The following is an 11817-nucleotide window of genomic DNA, read 5'->3' as shown; positions in this document are numbered from 1 at the left end:
GTGCGCGCTCCACCCGACGGCTAGCCCATGACCGAGTCGATGGCCCTCTCGCAGCGAATCGTCCGGCTCCGCACGGCCCTGCGCGACTATCCGCCGCTGCTGTGGTCGTTCCTGTACTTCTTCTGCCTGCTGACCGGCTACTACGTGCTGCGTCCCGTGCGCGACGCCATGGGCGCGTCTGCGGACGTCGAGGCCGTGTTCCCGCACGCGATGATCCAGTGGTTTACCGCGCGCGGCATGGACCTGGGCGAATTCACCCTGCAGGCGCTGTTCACCGGCACGTTCATTGGCATGGTGCTGTTGCAGCCCTTGTACGGGTTGCTGGTCAGCCGGTTCCCGCGTCGGGTCTTCCTGCCCGTGGTCTATCTGGTGTTCGTCGGCTGCCTGTTCGGGTTCTATGTCGCCTTCACCCGCGAGATGCCCGGACGCGGTGCGGCGTTTTTCATCTGGGTGGCTGTGTTCAACCTGTTCGCGGTGTCGGTGTTCTGGAGTTACATGGCCGACATCTTCGCCAACGAAGAAGCGAAGCGGCTCTACGGCTACATCGGCGCGGGCGGCACGCTGGGCGGACTGACCGGGCCGGCCCTGACCAAGACGCTCGTCGTGCACATCGGCGTAGCGAACATGATGCTGGTGTCGGTCGCGTTCCTGTTGATCTGCGTCTACTGCATCGTGCGCCTGGCGCCGTGGGCCAAGCGCGCCGAGCAATTGCGCGGTTCGGTGTCGGGCGACGACGCGATGGGCGGGCGCGTGCTCGAGGGCCTGCGCCTGATCGCCCGCGATCCCCTCTTGCGCGCCCTGGCGATGCTGATGTTCTTCGGTGTGGGCGTCGGCACGCTGCTCTACAACCAGCAACGCGAGATCGCGCAGCTGTTGCCCGAAGACGCGTTCCGCACGGCGTTCTATTCCAATATCGATCTGTGGATCAACCTGCTGGTGCTGATCGTGCAGGTATTCGTGACGCGCAAGCTGCTCACGCGTTTCGGCGTCGCGCCGGCGCTGATGATTCCTGCGTTCGCGATCCTGTTCGGTTTCGGCGTGCTGACGATGTCGCCGCTGCCGATCGTCATCGCCGTGGTGCAGATCCTCACGCGCGCGGGTGAATTCTCCCTGGGCAAGCCCGCGCGCGAGACGATCTACACGCGCGTCGACCGCGAGTCGCGCTACAAGGCGAAAGCGGCGATCGACACGGTCATCTATCGCGGCGGCGACCTGACCTTCGCCTGGGTGCACAAGGGACTGCTGGCCTTCGGGTCCTCGGTCGTGTTCGGCGTCGGCCTGCTGGTGGCCGCTGGCATGAGCTTCAGTGCCTGGCGGGTCATCCGCGAACAGGCCAGGCTGCCTGTAGAAAAACAATGAAGTGGCCGGGCCCGCGTGGTCGGCGATGGATTCTGGCGGCGACCTGGGCCGTGCTCGCTTCGTTGGCCCTTTGGGCTTTCGCCTACGAACCGTCCCGGTTGACCACGCGCACGCAGGCGCTGGCGATTCCGCGCTGGCCGCCGGCCTGTTCGGGATTGCGCGTGGCGGTCGCCTCCGACCTGCACGTCGGCTCGCCTTACTACGGCCTGGAGAAACTCGATCGTGTCGTCGCGACGATCCAGTCGCTGAAGCCCGATCTCGTGCTGCTGCCCGGCGACTTCGTCGTCGACGGGGTGCTCGGGGGCCATTTCGTGCCGCCGGAAACCCTCGCCACCCATCTGCAACCCCTGGCGAAAAGCGTTCCGGTGTATGCGGTGCTGGGCAATCACGACTGGTGGCTCGATGCCGTGCGCGTACGCGGCGCGCTCGAAGCCGCAGGGATCCCCGTGCTCGAAGACCGCTCGGTCCCGCTCGCCATCGGCGAATGTCGTTTCGCCCTGGCCGGTATCAGCGACGCGACCGAGGGCCTGCACGACATCGGCCAGGCGCTGGCAGGCATTGCGCCGGACCGCGCGGTCCTGGCGATGACCCACAACCCGGACATTTTTCCGTATGCGCCGGCGCGGATCTCCCTGCTCGTGGCCGGGCACACCCATGGCGGACAAGTGGTTCTGCCGGGATTGGGGCGACCAGTCGTACCGTCCGCGTACGGCCAGCGCTATGCGATCGGCCATGTCGTCGAACAGGGCCGGCATCTGTTCGTGACGCCCGGCCTGGGCACGAGCATCCTGCCGGTGCGCTTCGGCGTTCCGCCGGAAATCTCCCTGCTGATCCTGTCGGCGGGGAACGAATCGGTCGAAACGACGGTCCCTGTTTCGCCTTGAATCATTCCCGCCCTCTTCGGAAGCCTCCCTTGAACCCGTTCCTGAAACTCTGTCTATTTCTCCTGCTGGCCGGGTTCGGTGTGCAGACGCAGGCCGCGACCGAAGTGCGCAACGAAGCCCGCGACATCGAAGCGCTGATCCAGACTGTCGCGCATCTGCAGGGCGCGACCTTCCTGCGCAATGGCTCCGAGTACACGGCGGTGAAAGCCGCCGAGCACCTGCGACTGAAATGGAAAAACGCCGGCAGCCGCGTCAAGACCGCCGAGCAGTTCATCGACTATTGCGCGACCCGGTCGTCGATGAGCGGCGAGACGTACCGCATCCGGCTCGTCGACGGCAAAACAGTCGACAGCGCGGTATTCCTGCGTGCGCGACTGAAGGAGCTGCGCGGCGCACCCGCCACCGCACGACCGGCAACCCGCTAGAAAACCGCGCGACTCTGGAACACCGCGGCGGCCGGAGTAGACTCGGGTCTTTCTCGTCGCCCCGGAGCTGACATGTCTCCCCGTCTTCGCGTTCTTTTCCTTCTGCTCGGAATGTCGATGCTCGGCGCTTGCCGCTCCGTGCCCGAGCCGGTCGCGGCTCCCGCGGGGAGCGAAGTGCGCGCCTATCCCGCCAGCTTCGTCGGCACCTTGCCCTGTGCCGATTGCGAGGGCATCCGGACCGAACTGAACCTGTTCGATGACGGCGTGTACTTCTTGCGCGAAACCTATCTGGGCAAACCCGAGCGCGAGAATGTGTTCGACGATGTCGGCCGCTGGAGCGTCTCGGCCGACGGTGGACAGTGGCAACTGCGCGGCGGACGCGAATCGCCCCTGCGTTTCCAGCGTAGCGATGACGGCGCCTTGTTGCTGCTCGACAGCGAGGGCAATCCGGTGCCCTCGGCGTTCAACTATCGCTTGGCGCGCGACAGCGAGTTCCGTACCCTCGAGCCACGCATTCCGCTGCGCGGCCTGGTCACGCGCCGCGACGGCGAAACCCGGTTCAAGGAATGCCTGACCGGTCGCGATCTGCCGCTCGCACCGGAGGCGGACTACGCGTCGTTGGCCAATGCCTATGCGACGGTCGAGAACGCTTCCGGTCGATCGGTGCTGGCCACCGTGGAAGGACGCATCGTGCGGCGCGCGATCGGCGTGGGTTCGGGAACGCAGGAAGCGGTCGTTGTCGACCGGTTCCGCAAGCTGTGGCCCGGTGAAACCTGCGGTCCGCGCTACGTCGATGCGGCGTTCGAAGGCACGCGCTGGAAACTCGCCGAACTCGCAGGCGAGGCGGTCGTGCCCGAGACCGCGCCGCAAGTGGCGGCGATCACCTTCGACGCCGGCGGCGGCATGCTCGGCGGTTCGACCGGATGCAATCGCGTCAACGCGACGTACAAGCTCATCGATGGCGTACTGACCATCGGCCCGGCAATGATCACGCGCATGGCCTGCCCGGCCTCGGCGATGGCGCAGGAATCGGCCTTCGTCGCCGTGCTCGGCAAGACCGTGCGGGCGGTCGTCGATGGCCAGCAGATGCGTTTCTTCGACGCCGAGGGTGGCGTCCTGGCGCGGTTCGAAGCCATTCCCGCCGACTGAGCGGCCGGCCAAGGCAGGACCGACGGCGCGCGACGCAAGCGCCCTCGCGAGCATCTAAACCTTCAATCTTCCGCAGGCATCCCATGCCTGCCGCGTCCCTTCGGGTCGCGACCGACACCGAAGGGGTCCGGCTTGCATCTGCTGTCATCGTCGACGAGTTCGCCCGCGGCCAAGGTCATCGCCGATGTCCAGGTTCATTGCCTGCGCCCGTCGCATTGCCAGACCGCGTGCGCACCGGGCCGGACCGTGCTGGAAATCCACTTCAACCGGCCGATGGCGCCGACGATCCATATCTTCGGCGACATGCCCGAAGTGCTCGGCCCGCCGACCTGGAACGATGCCCGCGACGTACTGGTGATTCCGGTGATGTTGGCGCCACGCGCGCGCTATCGGCTGCGCTTGAACGCCGGCACCGATGCCGGGTTTCGCGGCGAGGACGGGCAGCTGCTGGCGCCCTGCGAATGGAGTTTCAGCGTGCGCTGACCGCGTACGGTCGTCGATGGCTCAGCGCGTCGGAACGGGACTGAGCCACATGCGGATTTCGGCGTTGAACACTCGGTCGCCGGCGGGATCGAAAACGTCGACATTCACCGGCAGCTCGTAACCGGTTGTGCTGACCACGAGCGGGATGTTCGGCGTCGCTACGCCGCGTACCGTACCGCTGGCCTTCTTGAGATAGGACACGGTCATGCCCTTGGGAATCCAGCGCATGCCCTTGGGCAGACTGGCATCGGTCATGACGCCGGCGGTGAGCTCGGCCAGATTGCATAGCGCGATCGCGTGCACGGTGCCGATGTGGTTATGCACCTTGCGGCGGTCGCGGACGATGGCCTCGCAACGTCCGTTCTCGAGCAGGGTGAAGCGCGGTCCGATGCTGCCGAAATACGGCGCCTTGAAACAGACGGCGCGCGTGAACAGCCAGTGGCCGAACGGCAGTCGCGTGAGCTTGTGGTACAGCGCGAGCAGGGGCGTCATGGGTACGACTCCGGAAAGAGACTTCCGTCGCCCCGGCGTGGCACCGGGGCGACGGAACGGGCAGTCGGCCGCGAACTCAGGCGGCGCGATGCATGTGTTGCTGGCGATGCAATGACGCGGCTTCGAGATCGGCCGAGTCGAAGTCGTCGACCGAGATCGCATCCCAGGTCAGCTCGCGCAATTCCTCGAGCTGCGCCTTTTCTTCGGCGGTGATCCAGCCTTCGCGCACGCCTTCAGCGAGCTGCTCGGGGAAGGTCAGCGCTTCGATGTCGCTGTTCTTAAGCGCCTTGAGGAACTTGCGTTCCACCGGCTCGGCAAGAATGACCTTGGCCAGCGCGGCATTGATGCGGCCGGCCGGATTGTTCTCGCAGGGCGTGAGGAACACGCCGTCGGCGAGACGGTCGCGGGCATCAGAAGGCGACATCAGCAAGGCAGCTGCGCGGCGACCCAGACGATCCGACGGCGCCTGCGCGCGACGACCGATCGGGAACACCAGCATCCACAGCAGCCAGGCGGCCGGGCGGATCGGGAAGTTGCGCAGCACGCCCGACATCGCCAGCTCGATCTTGTGCGCGGAATCATGGAAGGCCCATGCCAGCAGCGGCTGTTCGGTCGCCGGACGTCCGTCGTCCTCGTAACGCTTGAGCATCGCGCTGGCGAGGTAGAGCTGGCTGAGTACGTCGCCGAGGCGGCCCGACAGTTTTTCCTTGAACTTGAGCTTGCCGCCGAGCAGCAGCATCGAGGTATCGGCCAGCAGGGCGAGGTTCGCCGAATAGCGGTTGAGCTTGCGGTAGTAGCGGCGCGTGTAGGCGTCGCCCGGCGCGGCGCCGATCTTGCTCGCGGTCAGGCCGAAGAACCAGCTGCGCACGGCATTGGAAATCGCAAAACCGATATGGCCGAACAGGTTCGTATCGAAGTCGCGCAGGCGCGCGACCGGATCGGGGTTCTGCGCCGCCTGCATCTCCTTGAGCACCCACGGATGGCAGCGGATCGCACCCTGACCGAAGATCATCAGGCTGCGCGTCATGATGTTGGCGCCTTCGACCGTGATCGAAATCGGCGCTGCCTGCCAGCCGCGGCCGAGATAGTTCTTCGGTCCGAGGATGACGCCCTTGCCGCCATGGATGTCCATCGCGTCACGCGCCACTTCGCGCGCCATTTCCGTGCAGTGGTATTTCGCGATCGCCGAGGGCACCGCCGGTTTTTCGCCACGATCGACCGCCGCGGCGGTCGCCTGCGACAGCGCGGTCATCGCATAAGTATTGCCGGCGATACGCGCGAGCGCTTCTTCCACGCCTTCGAAGCGGCCAATCGACAGGCCGAACTGCTTGCGGATGCGCGAATAGGCGCCGGTGACCACCGCCGCCAGCTTGGACGCGCCGCTGGACGTGGAGGGCAGGGTGATCGAGCGACCGATCGACAGGCACTCCACGAGCATGCGCCAGCCGTGGCCGATGTAATCTTCGCCGCCGATCAGTTGCGACAGCGGCAGGAACACGTCCTTGCCGTGGATCGGGCCGTTCTGGAACACGCAGTTGAGCGGGAAGTGGCGACGACCGATATCCATGCCCGGCGTGCCGCGCGGCACCAGCGCGAGCGTGATGCCGTGGTCCTTCTTCGGACCGAGCAGGCCATCCGGATCGTAAAGACGGAACGCCAGACCGATGATCGTCGCGACCGGCGCGAGCGTGATATAGCGCTTATCGAAATTCAGGCGCACGCCGACCACGCGCGCGCCGTTCCACTCACCCTGGCAGACGATGCCGAAATCGGGAATGGATGTCGCATCCGAACCGGCAGTGGGGCCGGTCAGGCCGAAGCAGGGGATTTCGCGGCCGTCGGCGAGGCGCGGAAGATAGTAGTTTTTCTGCTCATCGGTGCCGTAATGCAGCAGCAGTTCGCCCGGGCCGAGCGAGTTCGGCACGCCGACGGTGGAACTCAGCGTGGCCGAGACCGACGCGAGTTTCATGATCACGCGCGAATGCGCATACGCCGAGAAACCCAGGCCGCCGTATTCCTTGGGAATGATCATGCCGAAGAACTTGTGCTTCTTGACGAATTCCCAGATCTCCGGCGCCAGGTCCGCACGCACATGCGTGGTTTCCCAGTCGTTGGTCATCTTGCAGACCTCTTCGACCGGGCCGTCGATGAAGGCCTGTTCTTCGGCCGTCAGCACCGGCTTGGGCTGGCTCAGCAGCACGTCCCACTGCGGACGGCCCGAGAACAGCTCGCCTTCGAAACCGACCGTGCCTGCTTCGAGCGCGACCTTCTCCGTGTCCGAGAGCGGCGGCAGGATCTTCGTGTAGAACTTCAGCAGCGGCGTGGTGATCAGCTTCTGGCGCAGCGGCGTGATCAGCAGCGGTAGCGTGAACAGCGCCAGGATCACCGCGCAGACGACCGTGGCGGTGAAGTTGGCGCCGGCCAATCCGACCGCGACCAGCACGCTCGCCGCCAGGGCGGCGAATACCGCCAGCGAGAAGCGGTGATAGGCACAGACGCCGACTACGATCAGCAGGGCGAAGATGGGAAGCAGGATGCTCATCGAGGTGCTCCGGAAACAGCAGGGACGTGGGGATAAGAAGACGCTGGCGTCGCGGCGGCGGCGGCCGAGGAGGGGAATTGTGCGCTCAAAAACTCGAGCAACGTGTCGGAGAACGCGTCGTTGTCGTCGCCGGCGACCATGTGGGTGGCTTCGGGCAACTGCACGTGGCGCGCATGCGGGACGCAATCGAGAAAATGCGCCACCGTTTTTTCCGACACCAGGTCGCTGCGGCCGCCGCTGACCAGGAGCACGGGCACGTCGACGCCGCGCGCGGCCTCGGAAACGGTGTCCTGCAGATGCTCGCTGCCGCTGACGAATTCGCCGAGCAGACGCGGATCCCAATGCCATTGCAGGCGTCCGTCGGCGTCTGCGCGCAACAGGTTGGCGAGCTGCGCCGGCGTCTTGCGTTCGCGCCGATGCGGCAGGTAGTCGGAGATCGCATCGGCGGCGTGTTCGAAGGAATCGAAGCCGGCCGGAAACGCGGTCATGAAATCGTAGATGCGCTGCATGCCCGCCGACTCCCAGCGTGGCGTGACATCCACCAGCACGAGAGCGGAAAACGGCCGGTGCAGGGCCTGGGCCATCAGCCCGGTCAAACCGCCCATGGAGGCACCGACCAGGACGGGCAGGGCCGGCAGCTGCGCCGCCGCCGCAACTACGTCGCCGACAAACTGCTCGGCGCGGTAGCGGTCCAGCGCGTCGTTGCGACCCGATTCGCCATGGCCGCGCATGTCCCAGGCGAAGCTGCCGTGACCGCGCTCGGCCAGAACGCGCTGCGTCGCGGACCAGCTTTGCCGGGTCTGGCCGAAGCCATGCGCCAGCAGTACCGGCGCGCGATCACCGGGGTGACGCTCGCCGAGCAGGGGCAGGCCGGCATCGCCGACAAAGGCGATGCGCGCACTGGCGGGGCGGGAAGGAGAGCAGGCTGAGACCATACGCGATAGTATGTTTTCTGGGGCCATGGCTGTCAATACCTGCCCGTATGGTGCATCATGGTTTCCGGTCAACGTTTCATCCGTCGGTCATCACCGTTAAACTCGCCACCGTATGGTCGCCATCGTGCAAAAACTCGAAAAAACCCGGCTCAGTGCCGAAGACTGGGCGCTTGCGGCCCTGGACGTGATCGCCGAACAGGGGCTCGCGGCCGTGGCCGTCGAGCCGCTCGCGCGCCGACTGGGCGTGACCAAGGGCAGTTTCTACTGGCATTTCCCGTCCCGTGAAGCCCTGCTGGTCGCGGCGCTGGAGCGTTGGGAAAAGACCGAGCAGGAAACCGTGTTCGGTCAGCTCGAAGCCATTCCCGAGCCGCGTGCGCGTCTGCGCGCGCTATTCCAATTGGTCGCGCACGAGCTCAAGCCGCACGTCATCTATAGCGAGTTGCTCAAGGCGCTCGATCATCCGGTGGTCAAGCCGGTGCTGAGCCGCGTGTCGGAACGCCGCCTGGACTATCTCACTGCGAGTTTCCGCCAGGCCGGCCTCGGCCGCATCGACGCGCAGAACCGCGCCCGGCTCCTGTATGCCGCCTATGTCGGGTTCCTGCAGCTGTCGCTGCAGTTGGGACAGCCGCGCCTGCATCACGACGAGTTCGACGCCTACGTCAACCACGTGATGACGACCCTGATTCCGGAGTGAGTTCCGGAATCGCCTCATTCCACGCGACTTGCGCGCGAGCCATTTTCCCTTCCCGAGCCATGCCATGCCCACCCAGCTTGCCGCACTCAAACAGTGGGTCGAGTCCGTTGCCGGACTGACCCAGCCACAGGCCATTCATTGGTGCGACGGTTCCGACGCCGAAAACGCCAAGCTCATCGACCTCATGCTCGCCACCGGCGACCTGATCAAGCTCAACGAAAAAACGCATCCCAACTGCTATCTGCACCGTTCGAGCCCGTCGGATGTCGCGCGCGTCGAACATCTCACCTTCGTGTGCACCTCGAAGGAAGTCGATGCCGGTCCGAACAACCACTGGATGTCGCCTGCCGATGCGCACGCGAAGATGGATGCGCTGTACGCCGGCTGCATGCGCGGTCGCACGATGTACGTCGTTCCGTATTGCATGGGGCCGATCGATTCGCCGCTGGCGCGTTGCGGCGTTGAAATCACCGACTCTCCGTACGTCGTCGCCAACATGCGCATCATGACGCGCATGGGCGCACCGGCGCTGGCGCGCATCGAGCGCGAGGCCAATTTCGTGCGCGGCCTGCATTCGATCGGCGATCTCAATCCCGATCGCCGCTTCATCATGCATTTCCCGGAAGAGCTGGCGATCCAGAGTTTCGGTTCCGGCTACGGCGGCAACGCCCTGCTCGGCAAGAAATGCCATGCGCTGCGCATCGCGTCCTATCAGGCACGCAACGAGGGCTGGTTGGCTGAGCACATGCTCATCGTCGGCATCGAGAATCCGAAGGGCGAAACCCATTACGTCGCCGCGGCTTTCCCGAGTGCCTGCGGCAAGACCAATCTGGCGATGCTGATTCCGCCGGAAGGCTATCGTCGCGACGGCTGGAAAGTGTGGACGGTCGGTGACGACATCTGCTGGATGCGTCCGGGCAGCGACGGCCGTCTGTACGCCATCAATCCGGAGGCGGGCTATTTCGGCGTCGCGCCGGGCACGAGCGCCAAGACCAATCCCAATGCGTTGGCGATGCTCAACAAGGATGCAATCTTCACCAATGTCGGCGTCACCGCCGACAACCAGCCCTGGTGGGAAGGTCTTCCCGAAGGCGTGCCGGTCAAGGATTGGCAGGGCCGCGATTACGACAAGGCCAATGGCCCGGCAGCGCATCCCAATTCGCGTTTCACGGTGTCGGCGGTGAATTGCCCGAGTTACACCGCGCACGCCGAAGATGCGCAGGGCGTGCCGCTGTCGGCGATCGTGTTCGGTGGCCGGCGCGAATCGCTGGTGCCGCTGGTGTTCGAAGCGCGCGACTGGACGCACGGCGTGCTCGTCGGCGCGGCGATGGCATCGGAGACCACCGCTGCCGCGACCGGTGCGGTCGGCGTGGTGCGGCGCGACTCGATGGCGATGAAGCCGTTCGCCGGCTACAACTTCGGCGACTACTTCAATCACTGGCTGTCGTTCGACAAACCGGGCGCGAAATTGCCGAAGGTTTTCCACGTCAACTGGTTCCGCAAGGGCAGCGACGGCAAATTCCTGTGGCCGGGCTTCGGCGACAACCTGCGCGTGCTCGAGTGGATGCTCAAGCGCGTCGGCGGCGATGCCGGTGCGGTGGAAACGCCGATCGGCCACATACCCAAGGCCGACGACCTCAATACGGCAGGACTGGATCTGCCGGCGGCCGTCCTCGACCAGCTGCTCGCGGTCGATCGCGCCGGTTGGCAGGCCGAGATGCAGGCAATCGGCGAGTACTTCGCCGGCTATGGCGAGCGCACGCCGGCGCCGCTGGCGGCCGAACAGCAGCGTATCGCGGCCTCGCTGTCCTGATCGGCCTCTCTCTATATATAAGCAGTGCGCGGGCCGGCCTTTGCCGGCCCGTTGCGTTTGCGCCGGCGGGCACGGCGGCATGAAGGCCTACAGCTGCCACCACTTCGTCCTGCCCTTGCCCGAAGGCCATTCCTTCCCGATGGCGAAATATCGGCTGTTGCACGAGCGGGTCGTCGAGAACGCGGCCGCCTGGGGCATCGAGCTGATCGAGCCCGAGGCGGCCAGCGACGTGGATCTGTGCCGGGCGCATTGCCCCGACTATGTGCAGCGCATGAGCGAGGGCCGGGCCGATGCCTCGGAAATGCGGCGCATCGGATTTCCCTGGTCGGCGCAGATGGTCGAACGGTCCCGGCGATCTTCGGGTGCCACGATGGCGGCCTTGAGCGCGGCGCTGAGCGGCGATGGCGTGGCGGTGAATCTCGCCGGCGGCACGCATCACGCCAGCTACGATCGCGGTGGCGGCTATTGCGTGTTCAACGATGCGGTGGTTGCGGCTCGGCATGTCCAGCATCGGGGCCTGGCAAAGCGGCTGCTCGTGGTCGATCTCGACGTGCATCAGGGCAATGGCACTGCCGAGCTCTGTGCCGGGGACGATTCGGTTTTCACCCTGTCCTTGCATGCGGCGCGCAATTACCCGGCGGTAAAGCCGGCGTCGGATATCGACGTGGCGCTCGCCGACGGGACCGGCGATGCCGAGTACCTCGACGCACTCGCGGCCGTCCTGCCGCAGGCCATCGCGCGCTCGCGGCCCGACGCGGTGATCTATCTGGCCGGCGCCGACCCGTTCGAGGGCGACCGGCTGGGGCACTTGCGCTTAACAAAAGCCGGGTTGGCCGAGCGCGACCGTCAGGTTTTCGCGGCCTGCCGCCGACAGGGCATCGCCGTGGCCGTCTGCATGGCCGGCGGCTATGCCGCCCAGGTGTCCGATATCGTCGATATCCACGCAAACACGGTGAGACTGGCTGCCGGGGCGTTTGCAGCCACCTGATTTATATGGTTTTTCGAGGAAAACGTGAACTCGTCTGCAGAGCCGGAAACACA

The 11817-nt window shown here is 65.6% G+C and carries 11 protein-coding genes; 8 read left to right on the top strand and 3 right to left on the bottom strand.

The genetic code is table 11. The features are described 5' to 3' along the window. Positions 1-27: 27 nt before the first annotated feature. The 5 genes from G467_RS0103685 (at position 28) to G467_RS0103665 (ending at position 4300) form a co-directional block, all read left to right on the top strand. On the top strand, positions 28-1359 hold the full coding sequence (locus G467_RS0103685; RefSeq protein WP_022968380.1) for an NTP/NDP exchange transporter: 1332 nt from the start codon (positions 28-30) through the stop codon (positions 1357-1359). Next, on the top strand, positions 1356-2243 hold the full coding sequence (locus G467_RS15255) for a metallophosphoesterase (RefSeq protein ID WP_022968379.1): 888 nt from the start codon (positions 1356-1358) through the stop codon (positions 2241-2243). The genes G467_RS0103685 and G467_RS15255 overlap by 4 nt, the downstream gene beginning before the upstream one ends. Before the next feature lie 29 nt (positions 2244-2272). Further along, a complete protein-coding gene (locus G467_RS15250) occupies positions 2273-2668 on the top strand; it encodes a DUF5329 family protein (RefSeq protein ID WP_022968378.1) in 396 nt (131 codons plus the stop codon). 72 nt (positions 2669-2740) lie between these two features. Next, a complete protein-coding gene (locus G467_RS17315; RefSeq protein ID WP_081644549.1) occupies positions 2741-3817 on the top strand; it encodes an META domain-containing protein in 1077 nt (358 codons plus the stop codon). A 132-nt stretch (positions 3818-3949) separates the two neighbouring features. Next, positions 3950-4300, top strand: a complete 351-nt coding sequence (locus tag G467_RS0103665) for a hypothetical protein (protein WP_022968376.1) — start codon at positions 3950-3952, stop codon at positions 4298-4300. Positions 4301-4321: 21 nt separating this feature from the next. Here G467_RS0103665 and G467_RS0103660 read toward each other — a convergent pair whose 3' ends face one another. The 3 genes from G467_RS0103660 to G467_RS0103650 form a co-directional block, all read right to left on the bottom strand. Next, positions 4322-4792: a hotdog fold domain-containing protein gene (locus G467_RS0103660; protein ID WP_022968375.1), complete on the bottom strand. Its 471-nt coding sequence runs from the start codon at positions 4790-4792 to the stop codon at positions 4322-4324. A 76-nt stretch (positions 4793-4868) separates the two neighbouring features. Further along, positions 4869-7334, bottom strand: a complete 2466-nt coding sequence (locus G467_RS0103655; protein WP_022968374.1) for an acyl-CoA dehydrogenase — start codon at positions 7332-7334, stop codon at positions 4869-4871. After that, the gene (locus G467_RS0103650) at positions 7331-8269 is read right to left on the bottom strand and encodes an alpha/beta fold hydrolase (RefSeq protein ID WP_022968373.1); all 939 of its coding nucleotides are present in this window, start codon (positions 8267-8269) and stop codon (positions 7331-7333) included. The genes G467_RS0103655 and G467_RS0103650 overlap by 4 nt, the downstream gene beginning before the upstream one ends. A gap of 124 nt (positions 8270-8393) precedes the next feature. On the opposite strand from G467_RS0103650, the gene G467_RS0103645 reads away from it, so the two are divergent. The 3 genes from G467_RS0103645 to G467_RS0103635 all read left to right on the top strand — a co-directional run bounded on the left by G467_RS0103645 (position 8394) and on the right by G467_RS0103635 (position 11764). Beyond that, the gene (locus G467_RS0103645; RefSeq protein ID WP_245559029.1) at positions 8394-8963 is read left to right on the top strand and encodes a TetR/AcrR family transcriptional regulator; all 570 of its coding nucleotides are present in this window, start codon (positions 8394-8396) and stop codon (positions 8961-8963) included. 64 nt (positions 8964-9027) lie between these two features. Beyond that, complete coding sequence (locus G467_RS0103640; RefSeq protein ID WP_026802327.1) at positions 9028-10776, top strand: phosphoenolpyruvate carboxykinase (GTP); 1749 nt, start codon at positions 9028-9030, stop codon at positions 10774-10776. Between the two features lie 79 nt (positions 10777-10855). Beyond that, positions 10856-11764 (top strand): histone deacetylase family protein, encoded by a 909-nt coding sequence (locus G467_RS0103635; protein WP_022968370.1) that lies wholly within the window; start codon positions 10856-10858, stop codon positions 11762-11764. The last annotated feature ends 53 nt before the right edge of the window (positions 11765-11817 follow it).

The sequence above is a fragment of the Arenimonas oryziterrae DSM 21050 = YC6267 genome, assembly GCF_000420545.1.
In the GTDB taxonomy this organism is placed as follows: Bacteria; Pseudomonadota; Gammaproteobacteria; order Xanthomonadales; family Xanthomonadaceae; genus Arenimonas; species Arenimonas oryziterrae.
This window is presented reverse-complemented; position numbering and strand designations above follow the sequence as displayed.